The following is a 14,561-nucleotide window of genomic DNA, read 5'->3' on the forward strand; positions in this document are numbered from 1 at the left end:
GCTGAACCCGGCGGGTCCGACATTTCCACAACGCCACGAGGAGACAAGACCATGAAACGCCGTCAGTTCGCAGCGCAGGCCGCTGCCGCCCTTGCCGTCACGGCCGCCGCGCCGCTGGCGTTCGCGCAGCAGGACCGCACGATACGGATACTGGTCGGTTTTCCCCCGGGCGGTTCGGTGGACGTGGTGGCGCGCCTGCTGGCCGACAAGATGCGCGTGTCGCTCGGGCAGAACGTCATCATCGACAACAAGCCCGGCGCGGCGGGACGGCTCGCGCTGGGCGAGCTCAAGCGCTCGGCGCCCGACGGCGCCACGCTAGCCTTCTCGCCCAGCGGCGCGATGGTGATCCACCCGTGGCTCTATCCGAACCTCGGCTACGACCCGGCGAAGGACTTCACGCCGATCGCCCTCGGCAGCACCTTCGACTTCGCGGTCACCGCCGGCCCGGGCGCGCCGCCCGGCGACCTGAAGGCGGTGCTAGCGTGGATGAAGGCCAATCCCGCCAAGGCGAACTACGCCACCTCGGGCGCGGGCACGGTGCCGCATTTCGCGGGACAGCTGATCGCGCAGGCCTCCGGCGTGCCGATGACGCACGTGGCCTATCGCGGCGGTGCTCCGGCGGCGCAGGACCTGATCGGCGGGCAGGTGCCGCTGATGGTCGACACGGCTTCGGAAACCATCGAGCACCATCGCGCCGGCAAGGTCCGCATCCTCGCGGTGACGGGCGAGCAGCGCAGCCGCGCGCTGCCCGAGGTGCCCACGCTGAAGGAGGCGGGCATCAACGTGACGGCCGATGCCTTCTTCGGGATGTACGGGCCGCCGGGGATGTCGCCCGAACTCGTCGCGCGCATCGACAAGGCCGTGGCCGAGGCGCTGCGGATGCCCGACGTGCAGGAAAAGATCTACGCGCTGGGGCTCGTACCCGCGCATGCGGGGCCGGCGGAACTGGCTGCGATCCAGGCGGCGCACCTCAAGCGCTGGGAGTTGCCCATCAAGAACTCGGGCTTCAAGGCCGAGTCCTGAGGCTCCCGCATTTCTCCCTCCCCCGCTGGGGGAGGGCTGGGGTGGGGGCAAGCGGCGGATGCATCTTCAGCTGAGCATCGAAGGCCGCTTGCCCCCATCCCAGCCTTCCCCCAAAAGGGGAAGGAGCAAGACCGTCAGACCTGCCCGCTGAGTTCCCTGGCCGCGGCGCGCACCGGCTCGATGTAGCGCTCGTCGTAGCGGTGCGTGGGCATCGTCAGCGTGACCGCGGCCGCCAGGCTGCCGTCGGCATGGAACACCGGCGCCGAGATGCCGGCCAGCTCGGCCGTACGATCGCCCACCAGCGCGCACCAGCCCTGCGCGCGAATGGTGTCGTACAGCTTGCGCTCCTTCGCTCCGCGCGGCAGCTCGGCTTCAGGGCCGAAGGCGATCAGCACGCGCGCGCCCGCGCCGCGGTCGTTGGGCAGCAGGTCGCCGGCGCGGACGTGGTCGCGCACCACGTGCGATGAATCGACGCGGAACTGGCACAGCCGCACCCAGCTGTCGCCCTGCACCTGCCGCACGTGGTACGCCGCGCTCTCGCCGGTGGTCGCGACCAGCGCGCGCAGCACCGGCAGCACGATGCGGTCGAGCGACTGCGACGCCGTGTAGAGCCCGTGCAGCCGCGCGATCTCCATGCCCAGCGCGTAGCGGCCGTCGTCCTGGCGGCGAATCAGCCGCGCGTGCTCCAGCGACGCCAGCAGCCGCAGCACGGTGCTCTTGTAGAGCTGCGTGCGTTCGGCGAACTGCGCGAGCGACAGCGCCTCGTCGCCAGGCTGGAAGGCCGAGAGCAGGCTCAGTGCGCGGTCGACCGCGGCCGCGCCGCCGGGGGCGGCATTGAGGTCGGAGACGGATTCGGTCTGGGCTTTGCGGGGCATGACGGGAAGGAGTTGGGAACGGCTCGGCTTGACAGTCGGGGCGGATCGACGGTCTAATTCTGTTTAACGGAATGTAGTTCTATAAGACAGAATGGTCAAGCAGTTCCAGAACAGGAGACGGATTCGATGACACCCCCAGACGTCCTCATCAGCGAGGTCGGTCCGCGCGACGGCCTGCAGTCGGTCAAGGCCACCATGCCCACGGCCGACAAGCTGCGCTGGATCGACGCGCTCTACGCCGCCGGCGTGCGCGAGATCGAGGTCGCTTCCTTCGTGCCCGCGAAGCTGCTGCCGCAGATGGCCGACGCCGCCGAGGTGGTGCGCCACGCCGTCACGCTGCCCGGCCTGGTGGTGATGGCGCTGGTGCCCAACCGCAAGGGCGCTCAGGCCGCGCTCGAGGCCGGTGCGCACAAGCTCACGATGCCGGTGTCGGCCAGCGTGGCGCATTCGCTGGCCAACGTACGCAAGACGCCCACCGAGATGGTCGAGGAGGTGCGCGCCATTTCCGAGCTGCGCCGCGAGATCGCGCCGCAGGTGAGGCTCGAGGCCGGCATCTCCACAGCCTTCGGCTGCACGCTGCAGGGCCTGGTGCCCGAGGACGACGTGATCCGCCTGGCCGCGCAATGCATCGAGGCCGGTGCCGACGAATCGGGCCTGTCCGACACCGTGGGCTACGCCAACCCCGCACAGGTGCGCCGCCTCTTCAAGCGGCTGCGCGCCGAGATCGGCAGGCACGCCGGCGCGGCCCACATGCACAACACGCGCGGCCTCGGCATCGCCAACTGCCTCGCGGCATGGGACGAGGGCGTGCGCACCTTCGACGCATCGCTGGGCGGGCTCGGCGGCTGCCCCTACGCGCCGGGCGCCTCGGGCAATGCCGTCACCGAAGATCTCGTCTTCATGTTCGAAGCCATGGGCGTGCGCACCGGCATCGACATCCAGAAACTCATCGCGGCGCGCGCGCCGCTCATGGCCGGCCTGCCCGGCGAACCGGTCTACGGCATGACGCCCGAGGCCGGCCTGCCGAAAGGCTTTGTCCAGGAAGCCGTTACCCATGTCTGAAGCCAACCCATCGTCGAACCCGCTGCCGTACGCCGGCGTCCGCGTCGTCGAGTTCACGCACATGGTCATGGGCCCGACCTGCGGCCTGCTGCTGGCCGACCTGGGCGCCGAGGTCATCAAGGTCGAGCCCATCGAGGGCGACAACACCCGCCGCCTGCTGGGCTCGGGCTCGGGCTTCTTCCCGACCTTCAACCGCAACAAGAAGAGCATCGCGCTCGACCTGAAGAAGCCCGAGGGCGTGGAAGCCGCGCTGCGCCTCATCGCCACCGCCGACATCGTCAGCGAGAACTTCAAGCCCGGCACCATGAAGAAGCTGGGGCTCGACTACGACGCGCTCAGCAAGCTCAACCCGCGCCTCATCTACGTGAGCCACAAGGGCTTTCTGCCCGGCCCCTACGACCACCGCACCGCGCTCGACGAAGTGGTGCAGATGATGGGCGGCCTCGCCTACATGACCGGCCGCTCGGGCGACCCGCTGCGCGCGGGCACCAGCGTGAACGACATCATGGGCGGCATGTTCGGCGCCATCGGCGCGATGGCCGCGCTGCGCCAGCGCGACATCACGGGCAAGGGCTGCGAGGTGCAGTCGGCGCTGTTCGAGAACAACGTGTTCCTGGTGGCGCAACACATGATGCAGTTCGCCGCCACGGGCAAGGCGGCCGACCCGATGCCCAGCCGCATCTCGGCCTGGGCCGTGTACGACGTGTTCACCGTGAAGGACGGCGAGCAGATCTTCCTGGCGGCGGTGAGCGACAAGCAGTGGGCCATCTTCTGCAAGGCATTCGGCCTCGACGAGATGCTGGCCGACCCGCGCCTGAAGACCAACAACGACCGCGTGCTGGCGCGCGAATGGATGATGCCGATCCTGCGCTCGCATCTCGCGAACCACAGCGCGGCCGATCTTGCCGCGGTGTTCGAGAAGAACGAGCTGCCCTTCGCGCCCATCACCAGGCCGCAGGAGCTGTTCGACGATCCGCACCTCAACGCCACCGGCGGCCTCGCGCCGGTGCGCATGAACGACGGCAGCATGGCCAAGGTGCCGCTGATGCCGTTCACGCTCGACGGCGAACGCCCGGGCATCCGCCTTCAGCCGCCGCGCGTGGGCGAGCACGGCCGCGAGCTGCTGAAGGAAGTGGGCTACAGCGACGAAGAGATCGCCGCGCTCGAAACACGACACATCACACTCGGAGACTGACCTCATGTTTTTCAATGCACGGCGCGCCTTGCTGGCGTGCGCCGCGGCCGCCGCATGGCTGAACGCCGCCCCCGCCCTTGCCGACACCGCCTGGCCCGACAAGCCCGTTCGGCTCATCGTTCCCTACACGCCCGGCGGCGCCACCGACATCGTGGCGCGGCTCGTCGCGCAGAAGCTCGCCGACGACACCAAGTGGACCTTCATCGTCGACAACCGCGCGGGCGGCAACGGCAACATCGGCATGGACGTGGTGGCCAAGGCCAAGCCTGATGGCTACACCATCGGCCTGGGCCAGACCGCGAACCTCGCGATCAACCCGACGCTGTTTCCCAAGATGCCCTACGACGCATTGAAGGACCTGGTGCCGGTGGCGGTGGTGGCTTCGCAGCCCGTGGTGCTGGTGGTGCGTGCCGATGCGCCGTTCAAGTCGCTGGCCGAGCTGGTCGCCGCCGCCAAGGCCAAGCCGGGCGAGATCAGGCAGGCGCTCGCGGGCACCGGCACGCTGGGCCACATGGCCGGCGAGGTGCTGGCCAAGCGCGCGGGCTTCACGGTGCTCAACGTGCCATACAAGGGCGCGGCCCCCGCCATCACCGACCTGCTCGGCGGCCAGACCGACTACATGTTCGCCACGCCGCAGGGCGCGCTGTCGATGGTGAAGGGCGGCCGCCTGCGCGCGCTGGCCGTCACCTCGGCCAAGCGCCTTCCGGTGATGCCCGACGTGCCCACCGTCGCCGAGAGCTACAAGGGCTTCGAGGCGGTGGACTGGAAGGCGCTCGTCGCGCCGGCCGGCACCAGCCCCGACATCGTGAAGAAGCTCAGTGCCGCCGTCGACAAGGCGCTGGCCAAGCCCGCGACCATCTCGCAGCTGCTGGCCGAAGGCAGCACGCCCGTGGGCGGTACGCCCGAGCAGGCAGCGCAGTACATCAAGGCCGAGCATGCGCGCTGGGGCGCGGCGGTGCGCGAGGCCGGCGTGCGACCCGAGTGACCGACTCCTTTCCTTGCTGACAAAGGAACAAAGATGAAGCTGCACTCCTGGCTCGCCGCCATCGCGCTGGCGGCTCCATTCATCGCCCCCGCGCAGTCGCAGGCACAGGCCCAGTGGCCCTCGAAGCCGGTGCGCCTCGTGGTCCCGTACGCGCCGGGCGGCACCACCGATTACGCGGCGCGCCAGATCGCGCAGAAGCTCACCGAGCAGACTGGCGTGTCCTTCTACGTGGACAACAGGGCCGGCGCGAGCGGCACCATCGGCTCCAACTTCGTGGCCAAGGCGGCGCCGGACGGCGGCGCGTTCCTGATCAACGACACCACCTACGCGATGCTGCCGCACCTCTTCAAGAAGCTGCCGTGGGAGCCGGCCGACCTGGTGCCGGTGACGGCCATCGTCGATGCGCCGCTGGTGCTGGTGGTGGGCGCGAGCTCGCCCTACAAGACGGTGCAGGCGCTGATCGACGAGGCCCGTGCGAATCCCGGCAAGCTGACTTTCGGCTCGGGCGGCGTGGGCAGCTCCACCCACCTGGGCGGCGAGCTGCTCAAGCAGAACGGCAAGCTCGCGCTGACGCACGTGCCCTACAAGGGCGCGGGCGAGGCGATGCTGGGCGTGGTGTCGGGGCAGGTCGACGTGCTGGTGACGGCGGCGCCCACGGCCATTCCGCAGGTCAAGGGCGGCAAGGTGCGCGCGCTGCTGGTGACTTCGCCGCAGCGTCTTGCAGCGCTGCCCGAGGTGCCCACCAGCGCCGAGGCCGGGCTGAAGGACTTCACCGCCACCAACTGGTTCGGCATCGCGGCGCCCAAGGGCACGCCGCAGCCCATCGTCGAGAAGCTGCAGGCCGAGGTGAAGAAGGCGCTGGCGTCGCCCGACCTGGCGAAGCGCTTCGCCGAGCAGGGCGCGAGCCCCGGCGGCGCGGCGACGGCCGACTTCGGCAAGTTCGTCCAGGGCCAGACGCAGAGCTGGGGTGCGGTCATCAAGGCCGCTGGCGTCCAGCCCGACTGAGCGAAGCCATGTGGAACCTGAACTTCCAGCCGCCCGAGATCATCGAGGCGCGCGTGCTCACCCGCCTGCCCGACGCGTTCCGCAAGCCGCGGCGCACCGAGTGGGTCGACGCCAACAAGCCCGGCCACGTGATGGATAGCTTTCTCGAAGGCCCGGTGTTCGACCGGGCGGGAAACCTGTACGTCACCGACATTCCCTATGGCCGCATCTTCAGGATCGCGCCTTCGTCGCTCGACTGGGAGCTGGTCGCCGAATACGACGGCTGGCCCAACGGGCTGGCGATCCATGCCGACGGCAGCCTCTGGATCGCGGACTACCGGCGCGGCATCCTGCGGCGCGATGCGGGAGGCGGCGGTATCGAGACGGTGCTCGGGCATCGCAACAGCGAGTCCTTCAAGGGCGTGAACGACCTGAGCTTCGACCTCGACGGGCGGCTCTATTTCACCGACCAGGGCCAGACGGGCCTGCACGACCCCACCGGGCGCGTGTACCGGCTGCATGCCGACGGCAGGCTCGACCTGCTGCTGGGCAACGCGCCGAGTCCCAACGGCATCGCGGCCAGCGCCGACGGCAAGGTGCTCTTCGTGGCGGTCACGCGCGGCAACCAGGTCTGGCGCGCGCCGCTGTTGCCCGACGGCAGCCTCTCGAAGGTGGGCGCGCTGCAGACTTTCTTCGGCACCAGCGGGCCCGACGGGCTGGCGGTCACGGCCGATGGCGGCCTCGTGGTGGCGCATGCGAGCCTGGGCGGCGCCTTCGTGCTCAACGCGCGCGGCGAGGTCACGCACATGGTGCGCAGCCCGGCCGGGCAGACGGTGACCAACATCGCCTTCCGGCCCGGCACGCGGCAGCTGGTGCTGACCGATTCGGCCACCGGCAGCGTGCTGGAGGCGGAGCTGCCGGTGGGCGGGGCGCCGCTCTTCTCGCACGCGACGGACTCCCGGCACCAGGTCTAGAGCCGGAAGGGCCGGTGCCGGAGTGAGCGGGGCTATAGTTCCCGCCCCATGGACCGCCTGAAGCAACTCGAATCCTTCGTCTCGGTCGCGACCCGCGGCAGCCTCACCGCCGCGGCCAAGGCCGAGGGCGTGGCGCCCGCGATCATGGGGCGCCGGCTCGACGCGCTGGAAGAGCGCCTGGGCGTCAAGCTGCTGGTGCGCACCACGCGCCGCATCACGCTCACGAACGAAGGCAGCTCCTTCCTCGAGGACTGCCAGCGCCTGCTGTCCGAGTTCGCCAATGCCGAGGCCAGCGTGAGCGCCGGCGGTCTCAAGGCCAGCGGCCACCTGCGCGTGACGGCGCCCGCCGGCTTCGGCCGCCGGCACGTCGCGCCGCTGGTGCCGCGCTTCCATGCGCTGCACCCTGAAGTGACCATTTCGCTGAACCTCAGCGACCGCGTGGTCGACGTCACCGGCGAGAGCTTCGACTGCGCGGTGCGCGTGGGCGACCTGCCCGATTCGTCGCTGGTGAGCGTGCGGCTCGCCGACAACCGCCGCCGCTGCGTCGCCACGCCGGAGTTCGTGCGCCGCCACGGCAAGCCGAAGCATCCGGGCGAACTCTCGCGCTTCGCCTGCCTCACGCTGTCGAGCGACGCCTCGCAGACGCGCGGCTGGGCCTTCCGCATCGTCAACGAGGAGGGCAACCAGGAGCTGATCCACCTGCGCCCGAGCGGCCCGCTCGACTGCTCCGACGGCCAGGTGCTGCACGACTGGTGTCTCGCCGGCCACGGCATCGCCTGGCGCAGCACCTGGGAGGTCGAGGCCGAGATCGACGCCGGCCTGCTCGTGCCGCTGCTCGACGAGTTCGCCGCGCCGCCCAACGGCATCTATGCGGTGTTCGCGGGTGCCAAGCACCTGCCGCTGCGGGTGCGACTGTGGCTTGATTTCCTCAAGGAGCAGTACGGGAATCCGGAATTCTGGGGAGGAAGGGCCTGAGGCGCATCAGCGGCGTCACAATCTGTTTGCATTTGCAACCCCACAGAGAAGAAAGTCACTGATGACGCTCGAAGCCATCCTCGCGTACCTGCACTTGCTCGCCATCCTGACGATGGTTGTGTTCATTTCCAGCGAAGCGGCGCTGTGCCGCGTGCAGTGGCTCAACGCGGCGGTGGTCGAGCGGCTGGCCAAGGTCGACATGGTCTACGGCATCGCCGCCATCGCGGTGCTCGCCACCGGCATCGCGCGCACCTGGTGGGGCGTGAAGGGCACGGCCTGGTACTGGACCAACCCGCTGCTGCACGTGAAGCTGGGGCTCTTCATCATCGTGGGCGTGGTGTCGATCTTTCCGACGCTCACGTATTTCCGCTGGCGCAAGACGCTGCGCGCCACCGGCAAGCTGCCGGCCGAGGCGGAGATCCTGAAGACCCGCAAGCTGGTGATGATCCAGGCGCACCTGATCGCGCTGATCCCGCTGGTGGCGGTGTTCCTGGCACGGGGCTTCGGCAAGTAGGCGCGGCATGGGACGCGCCGGCATCCAGCTCCTGTTTGCCGGAACGATCTTCAGCAGCGCGTTCCTGCTGTTCCTGGTCCAGCCGCTGATCGCGAAGCAGATTCTTCCGTGGTTCGGCGGCTCGGCCGCGGTGTGGTCGGTCTGCATGGTGTTCTTCCAGGCCGTGCTGCTCGCGGGGTACGCGTACTCCGACTGGGTCGCGCGCCACCTGCGCATGCGGGCGCAGGCCGTGCTGCACGTGGGGCTGCTCGTCGCGAGCCTGGCCTTCGTGCCGATCGTGGTGGGCGCGCAGTGGAAGCCGACCGGCGCCGAAGACCCGGCCTGGCGGATCCTGGGGCTGCTGCTCGCCACTATCGGCCTGCCGTACTTCCTGCTTTCCACCACCGGGCCGCTGGTGCAGTCGTGGGTGGCGCGCACGCCCTGGGGCGCGCAGGTGTACCGGTACTTCTCGCTGTCGAACCTGGCTTCGCTGCTGTCGCTGCTGAGCTATCCGGTGCTGATCGAGCCGTTCAGCACGCTGCGGCAGCAGGCCAACGGATGGTCGTGGGGCTACGGCGCGTTCGTGCTGCTGTGCGCGGGCACGACGCTGTACATGGCGCGGCGCTGGCCGGTCGGCGTGGTGGCGCCGCAGCCGCCCGGCCAGGCCGCCGCGCCGGACCAGCCGCCGCGGCCCGCCGACTACCTGCTGTGGCTCGCGCTGCCCGCGCTGGCTTCGTGGCTGCTGCTGGCCGTGACGAACCACATCACCCAGAACGTCGCCGCGGTGCCTTTCCTGTGGGTGCTGCCGCTGTCGCTGTACCTGCTGACCTTCGTGCTGTGCTTCGAGAGCGACCGCTGGTACCGCCGTGGCGTGTTCCTGCCGCTGGCGGCCGTGATGCTGCTGCTGTGCGCCTTCGGGCTGCAGCACAGCATCGGCGCCGATGTCTACGTCGCGCTGCCGCTCTACGTGTCGGGGCTTTTCGTGCTGTGCATGTTCCTGCACGGCGAAACCGCGAGGCTGAGGCCGGGGGCGCGCTACCTCACGCGCTTCTACCTGATGCTGTCGTTGGGCGGGGCGCTGGGCGGGGTGATGGTCGGGCTGGTCGCGCCGCACGTGCTGGCGGCGTACTACGAACTGGGGCTCGGCCTGATGCTGACGGCGCTGGCGGCCGCGGCCGTGCTGCGCCGGCGGATGTGGCTGCGGCTGAGCTGCGTGGTGCTGGCTGCCTGCTGCATGCTTTTCCTGTTGCTGCAGATCGACAGCGACCGGGCGGGCGCGCGGAGCCTGCAGCGCAATTTCTATGGCGCGCTGCTGGCATACGACACGATGCGCGACCCGCCCTCCGACAGCGTGCGCCAGCTGGCGCACGGATCGGTCAAGCACGGAGCGCAGTTTCTGGACCCGGCGCGCCGGCGCGAGCCCACCACCTACTACGGCGAGACTTCGGGCATCGGCCGCGCGATCGCCGCCGCGCCGGCGGGGCCGCGCCGCGTGGGGCTGATCGGGCTGGGTGCCGGCACGCTCGCGACTTACGGCCGCAGCGGCGACGTCTACCGCTTCTACGAGATCAATCCGCAGGTGTTCGAGCTGGCGGACAAGGAATTCAGCTTCCTGCGCGACAGCGCCGCGCGCATCGAGCGCGTGCTCGGCGATGCCCGGCTGGCGCTGGAGCGCGAGCCGGTGCAGGGCTTCGACGTGCTCGCGGTGGATGCGTTTTCAGGAGACTCGGTGCCGGTCCACCTGCTCACGGCCGAGGCGATGGACGCCTACCTGCGGCACATGAAGCCCGACGGGGTGATCGCCTTTCATGTCACCAACCGCTTCCTGGCGCTCTCGCCCGTGATCGCCAGGGTGGCGCAGGCGCGGGGACTGCATGCGGTGCTGGTGCACGACGAGGCGGAGCAGGCCGAATGGCTGCGCCGCACCGACTGGGTGCTGGTCGCGCGCGATCCGCGGGTGCTGAAGCGTGATCCGATGGGGCAGGCAGCCATTCCCATCGAAGTGCAGCCCGGGCAACGGCCCTGGACCGACGACTTCAACAACCTGCTCGGCGCGCTGAAGTAGCGCACGGCGGCACGGTCACGCCAAAAGAAAAGACCCGCACGCTGCGGGCCTCGTTCTTCTCGAAGGCCGGTGCTTCGATGCACCGACGCGCCATGGCTTCAGGCCTTGGCGTCCTTCTCGCACTTCTTGATGAAGCTGTTCTTGGCGGCGCCGGCCAGCGGCTTGCCGTTCTTGTCCACGGCCTTGGCGGCGCAGGCGGGAGCGGCCGCGGCCTTGGTTTCCTTCTCGCACTTCTTGATGGAGCTGGCCTTGGCGGCGCCGGCCAGGGCCTTGCCGTTCTTGTCCACGGCCTTGGCTTCGCAGCTTGCGCCGGCGGCGGGGGCTGCTGCGGCAGGGGCGGCAGCGGCGGGGGCTGCAGCGGGTGCGGGAGCCTTGTCTTGAGCCTGGGCTGCGCCGAAGGAAAGGCAGATGCCCAGTGCGACCAGGGAAAGGAGCTTCTTCATGGTGATATGTCCTCGCTAGGTTGAGTTGTGACAGGTTCCCCGCCTCGGGGCCGACCATCGTAACGGGCCAAGGCAACGATCGGATGACCATCGTCAACAGCGCCCGGGTTTGCCCCCGGTAAAATTTCCGGATGCTATTGGTCAAACAGGAGCTGCTCGCGGCGCTCGCGAACACGCTCGAATCCCTCTCGCCCGGCGCCGGCTCCAAGGCCGCGTTCGAGTCGCCCAAGATGGCCGCGCACGGCGATTTCGCCTGCACGGCAGCGATGCAGCTCGCCAAGCCGCTGGGGCGCAAGCCCCGCGAACTGGGCGAGGAACTGAGCGCCGCGCTGCTCGCCACCCCCGCGTTCGCCCAGTGGGTCGACGCCATCGAGATCGCCGGGCCCGGCTTCCTCAACATCCGCCTGAAGACTGCCGCCAAGCAGCAGATCGTGCGCGAGGTGCTGTCGGCCGGGAATACTTTCGGCCAACAGCCGGCCACCGGCGAGAAGGTGCTGGTCGAGTTCGTCTCGGCCAACCCGACCGGTCCGCTGCATGTGGGCCACGGCCGCCAGGCCGCGCTCGGCGACGCCATCTGCAACCTGCGCGCCTCGCAGGGCGAGAGCGTCTGGCGCGAGTACTACTACAACGACGCCGGCGTGCAGATCCAGACGCTGGCCAACAGCACGCAACTGCGCGCGCGCGGCTTCAAGCCCGGGGACGCCGAATGGCCCAGCGGCGAGAAGGCGCCTGCATACAACGGCGACTACATCGCCGACATCGCGGCCGACTTCAAGGCGAAGAAGACCGTCAAGTCGGAAGACCGCGAAGTCACCGCCAGCGGCGACATCGAGGACATCGACGCCATCCGCGAGTTCGCCGTGGCCTACCTGCGCCGCGAGCAGGACCTGGACCTGCAGGCCTTCCGCGTGCGTTTCGACCAGTACTACCTGGAGTCCAGCCTCTACACCAGCGGCCGCGTCGAGGATGCGGTGCGCAAGCTCGTGGCCGCCGGCAAGACCTACGAGCAGGACGGCGCACTGTGGCTGAAGTCGACCGACTACGGCGACGACAAGGACCGCGTGATGAAGAAGCAGGACGGCACGTACACGTACTTCGTGCCCGACGTCGCGTATCACATCGCCAAGTGGGAGCGCGGCTTCCACAAGGTCATCAACATCCAGGGCACCGACCACCACGGCACCATCGCCCGCGTGCGCGCCGGCCTGCAGGCCGCCGGCGAGGGCATCCCCGAGGGCTACCCCGACTACGTGCTGCACACCATGGTGCGCGTGATGAAGGGCGGCGAGGAGGTCAAGATCAGCAAGCGCGCCGGCAGCTACGTCACGCTGCGCGACCTGATCGAGTGGACCAGCACCGATGCGGTGCGCTTCTTCCTGCTGAGCCGCAAGCCCGATACCGAGTACACCTTCGACGTCGACCTCGCGGTGACGAAGAACAACGACAACCCGGTCTACTACGTGCAGTACGCCCACGCGCGCATCTGCTCGGTGCTGGCCGGCTGGGGCGGCGACGCCGCCGCGCTCAAGGACGTCGACCTGTCGCCGCTGGAGAGCCCGGTCGCCCAGGCGCTGATGCTGCTGCTGGCCAAGTACCCGGCCATGCTGACCGCCGCCTCGAAGGACTTCGCCCCGCACGATGTCACCTTCTACCTGCGCGAGCTGGCCGCCAGCTACCACAGCTACTACGACGCCGAGCGCATCCTGGTCGACGACGAAAAGGTGAAACTGGCCCGCCTGGCGCTGGTCGCCGCGACCGCGCAGGTGCTGCACAATGGCCTCGCGATTCTCGGCGTCAGTGCGCCGAGCAAGATGTGAACTCCCTCACCATGAAGAAGACAAGAAGTCAACGCGGCAACATCGTCATCGGCCTGATCATCGGGCTGGTGCTCGGCCTGGGCGTCGCGCTGGGCATCGCGGTCTACGTGACCAAGGTGCCGATCCCGTTCGTGACCAAGACGCAGCGCGGCGGCGCCGAGCAGGACGAGGCCGAAGCCCGCAAGAACCGCGACTGGGACCCGAACGCGCCGCTGGCCGGCAAGGCAGGCGCTCCCAAGCCGGCGGCCCCGGCCGCTCCGGCCGGCCCGGTCAACCCCATCACCGGCGAGCCGGCCACCGGCAACACCGCCGCGGCTCCGGCCACCGCTTCGCCCAACACCGCGCCGCCGGTGCCCGTGGTGGTGGCGCCCAAGCCGCGCCCCGCGCCGGTGCCGGCCGAGGCCAACGCCCTGCCGCCGTCGAACGATCCGCTGGGCGACCTGGCCCGCGCCCGCTCGGGCAGCGTTTCCGGCTCCGGCAGCACGACCACCGCGTCGGCCGCGCCGAGCAGCGGCAGCAACGCCGGCAGCAGCTCCGGCCCCGATCCGTTCATGTACTTCGTGCAGGCCGGCGCCTTCCGCACCACCGAGGACGCCGAGGCGCAGCGGGCCAAGCTGTCGCTGATGGGCGTCGAAGCCAAGGTCACCGAGCGCGAGCAGGCGGGCCGCACCGTCTACCGCGTGCGTGCCGGCCCCTTCAACAAGAAGGACGACGCCGACCGCCTGAAGGAGCGGCTCGACGGCGGCGGGATGGATTCGGCGCTGGTCCGCGTGCAGCGCTGACCGGACGCCATCCGGCCGGCAACCGACACGAATAGCCCCTAAGCTTCGCTGCGCGGCGTTTGCCGCCACCATCCACAGCCTCGGGCGCGCCGGATGCGGGGGAACTCCCCGCCGCGCGCCGGCTCAGTCTGCCGTAATAACTGGAGAGCTCTTTCAATGAAACGTCGTGACTTTTCGCTGGCCGCCACTTCGCTCGGACTGCTGTCCCTGGCCGCCAACCCGGCACACGCCCAGGCGCGCGTGCCCAAGGCCGGCTCCGAGTACCTGGTGCTCGACAAGCGGGTGCCGGTCGACGCGCCCGCCGGCAAGATCGAGGTGGTCGAGTTCTTCTCGTACAACTGCCCGCACTGCAACGACTTCGAGCCGTCGCTGGAAGCCTGGATCAAGACGGTGCCGAAGGAAGTCGCCTTCCGCCGCATCCCCGTTCCCTTCGTGGGCAACGACGTCGAGGCCAAGCAGCGCCTGTACTACACGCTCGAAGCCATGGGCAAGGTCGACGAATACCAGCCGAAGGTGTTCAACGCGATCCACGCCCAGCGCCAGAACGTGAACGGCGACGCCAACATCATTGCCTGGGCCACCGCCAACGGCCTGGATGCCGCCAAGTTCAAGGAAACCTTCACCTCCTTCGGCGTGGCCAGCAAGGCCAAGCGCGCCTCGCAGCTGACCGACGCCTACAAGGTGGCCGGCGTGCCTGCGATGGCCGTGGCAGGCCGCTGGTACGTGGACGGCGAGACCGCCGGCAACATGACCAAAGTGCTTCAGGTCGTGAACTATTTGATCGGCGAAGCAAAGAAGGGCTGAGCCCTTGGATTCACGCTGTTTCTGGTAGCAAACCAGAGCGAAAGTCAAGCCCGCCTAGGCGGGCTTTTTCATCTGTGCGTGCGG

14 protein-coding genes are annotated in these 14,561 nt (G+C 69.3%); 12 read left to right on the plus strand and 2 right to left on the minus strand.

What is annotated here, in order from left to right; genetic code table 11:
* Positions 1–51: 51 nt before the first annotated feature.
* Entirely contained in the window at positions 52–1,023 is a 972-nt protein-coding gene (locus BMY35_RS22425) for a Bug family tripartite tricarboxylate transporter substrate binding protein (RefSeq protein WP_093203912.1), read from the plus strand.
* A gap of 134 nt (positions 1,024–1,157) precedes the next feature.
* Here the strand turns inward: BMY35_RS22425 and BMY35_RS22435 are convergent, their stop codons facing one another.
* Positions 1,158–1,898 (minus strand): IclR family transcriptional regulator, encoded by a 741-nt coding sequence (locus tag BMY35_RS22435; RefSeq protein WP_093203917.1) that lies wholly within the window; start codon positions 1,896–1,898, stop codon positions 1,158–1,160.
* A gap of 126 nt (positions 1,899–2,024) precedes the next feature.
* Here BMY35_RS22435 and BMY35_RS22440 point away from each other — a divergent pair, with 126 nt between their 5' ends.
* The 8 genes from BMY35_RS22440 (at position 2,025) to BMY35_RS22475 (ending at position 10,631) form a co-directional block, all read left to right on the plus strand.
* Positions 2,025–2,960, plus strand: a complete 936-nt coding sequence (locus BMY35_RS22440; RefSeq protein WP_093203919.1) for a hydroxymethylglutaryl-CoA lyase — start codon at positions 2,025–2,027, stop codon at positions 2,958–2,960.
* Positions 2,953–4,155 carry a CaiB/BaiF CoA transferase family protein gene (locus BMY35_RS22445; protein ID WP_093203922.1) on the plus strand — a complete coding sequence of 401 codons (1,203 nt, stop codon included), beginning with the start codon at positions 2,953–2,955 and terminating at the stop codon, positions 4,153–4,155. Before BMY35_RS22440 ends, BMY35_RS22445 begins: the two co-directional genes overlap by 8 nt.
* 4 nt (positions 4,156–4,159) lie before the next feature.
* Positions 4,160–5,140, plus strand: a complete 981-nt coding sequence (locus tag BMY35_RS22450) for a Bug family tripartite tricarboxylate transporter substrate binding protein (protein WP_093203923.1) — start codon at positions 4,160–4,162, stop codon at positions 5,138–5,140.
* 33 nt (positions 5,141–5,173) lie between these two features.
* Positions 5,174–6,145 (plus strand): Bug family tripartite tricarboxylate transporter substrate binding protein, encoded by a 972-nt coding sequence (locus BMY35_RS22455; protein WP_093203925.1) that lies wholly within the window; start codon positions 5,174–5,176, stop codon positions 6,143–6,145.
* Positions 6,146–6,153: 8 nt separating this feature from the next.
* Complete coding sequence (locus BMY35_RS22460) at positions 6,154–7,098, plus strand: SMP-30/gluconolactonase/LRE family protein (RefSeq protein WP_093203927.1); 945 nt, start codon at positions 6,154–6,156, stop codon at positions 7,096–7,098.
* 48 nt (positions 7,099–7,146) lie between these two features.
* On the plus strand, positions 7,147–8,073 hold the full coding sequence (locus tag BMY35_RS22465) for a LysR family transcriptional regulator (protein WP_093203930.1): 927 nt from the start codon (positions 7,147–7,149) through the stop codon (positions 8,071–8,073).
* A gap of 61 nt (positions 8,074–8,134) precedes the next feature.
* Positions 8,135–8,587, plus strand: a complete 453-nt coding sequence (locus BMY35_RS22470) for a DUF2214 family protein (protein WP_093203932.1) — start codon at positions 8,135–8,137, stop codon at positions 8,585–8,587.
* Positions 8,588–8,594: 7 nt separating this feature from the next.
* Positions 8,595–10,631 (plus strand): spermidine synthase, encoded by a 2,037-nt coding sequence (locus BMY35_RS22475; RefSeq protein ID WP_093203935.1) that lies wholly within the window; start codon positions 8,595–8,597, stop codon positions 10,629–10,631.
* Positions 10,632–10,729: 98 nt separating this feature from the next.
* On the opposite strand, the gene BMY35_RS22480 is transcribed toward BMY35_RS22475, so the two are convergent.
* Entirely contained in the window at positions 10,730–11,074 is a 345-nt protein-coding gene (locus tag BMY35_RS22480) for a hypothetical protein (RefSeq protein WP_093203939.1), read from the minus strand.
* A 131-nt stretch (positions 11,075–11,205) separates the two neighbouring features.
* Between BMY35_RS22480 and argS the strand changes: the two genes are divergently transcribed.
* The 3 genes from argS (at position 11,206) to BMY35_RS22495 (ending at position 14,477) form a co-directional block, all read left to right on the plus strand.
* Complete coding sequence (gene argS / locus BMY35_RS22485) at positions 11,206–12,891, plus strand: arginine--tRNA ligase (RefSeq protein WP_093203942.1); 1,686 nt, start codon at positions 11,206–11,208, stop codon at positions 12,889–12,891.
* An 11-nt stretch (positions 12,892–12,902) separates the two neighbouring features.
* The gene (locus BMY35_RS22490; RefSeq protein ID WP_093203944.1) at positions 12,903–13,673 is read left to right on the plus strand and encodes an SPOR domain-containing protein; all 771 of its coding nucleotides are present in this window, start codon (positions 12,903–12,905) and stop codon (positions 13,671–13,673) included.
* 156 nt (positions 13,674–13,829) lie between these two features.
* Positions 13,830–14,477, plus strand: coding sequence for a thiol:disulfide interchange protein DsbA/DsbL (locus tag BMY35_RS22495; RefSeq protein WP_093203947.1), 648 nt, complete (start codon positions 13,830–13,832; stop codon positions 14,475–14,477).
* Positions 14,478–14,561 lie beyond the last annotated feature (84 nt).

The sequence above is a fragment of the Variovorax sp. YR750 genome (assembly GCF_900109805.1).
Classification (GTDB): Bacteria; Pseudomonadota; Gammaproteobacteria; order Burkholderiales; family Burkholderiaceae_C; genus Variovorax; species Variovorax gossypii.

Bases quoted from the DNA above. Each gene is read 5' to 3' on its own strand.
- BMY35_RS22465 (WP_093203930.1), top strand. From the start codon at position 7,147: ATGGACCGCCTGAAGCAACTCGAATCCTTCGTCTCGGTCGCGACCCGC.
- BMY35_RS22445 (WP_093203922.1), top strand. From the start codon at position 2,953: ATGTCTGAAGCCAACCCATCGTCGAACCCGCTGCCGTACGCCGGCGTC.
- BMY35_RS22470 (WP_093203932.1), top strand. From the start codon at position 8,135: ATGACGCTCGAAGCCATCCTCGCGTACCTGCACTTGCTCGCCATCCTG.
- BMY35_RS22450 (WP_093203923.1), top strand. From the start codon at position 4,160: ATGTTTTTCAATGCACGGCGCGCCTTGCTGGCGTGCGCCGCGGCCGCC.
- BMY35_RS22490 (WP_093203944.1), top strand. From the start codon at position 12,903: ATGAAGAAGACAAGAAGTCAACGCGGCAACATCGTCATCGGCCTGATC.
- BMY35_RS22435 (WP_093203917.1), bottom strand. From the start codon at position 1,898: ATGCCCCGCAAAGCCCAGACCGAATCCGTCTCCGACCTCAATGCCGCC.
- BMY35_RS22495 (WP_093203947.1), top strand. From the start codon at position 13,830: ATGAAACGTCGTGACTTTTCGCTGGCCGCCACTTCGCTCGGACTGCTG.
- BMY35_RS22440 (WP_093203919.1), top strand. From the start codon at position 2,025: ATGACACCCCCAGACGTCCTCATCAGCGAGGTCGGTCCGCGCGACGGC.
- BMY35_RS22425 (WP_093203912.1), top strand. From the start codon at position 52: ATGAAACGCCGTCAGTTCGCAGCGCAGGCCGCTGCCGCCCTTGCCGTC.
- argS (WP_093203942.1), top strand. From the start codon at position 11,206: ATGCTATTGGTCAAACAGGAGCTGCTCGCGGCGCTCGCGAACACGCTC.
- BMY35_RS22460 (WP_093203927.1), top strand. From the start codon at position 6,154: ATGTGGAACCTGAACTTCCAGCCGCCCGAGATCATCGAGGCGCGCGTG.
- BMY35_RS22475 (WP_093203935.1), top strand. From the start codon at position 8,595: ATGGGACGCGCCGGCATCCAGCTCCTGTTTGCCGGAACGATCTTCAGC.
- BMY35_RS22455 (WP_093203925.1), top strand. From the start codon at position 5,174: ATGAAGCTGCACTCCTGGCTCGCCGCCATCGCGCTGGCGGCTCCATTC.
- BMY35_RS22480 (WP_093203939.1), bottom strand. From the start codon at position 11,074: ATGAAGAAGCTCCTTTCCCTGGTCGCACTGGGCATCTGCCTTTCCTTC.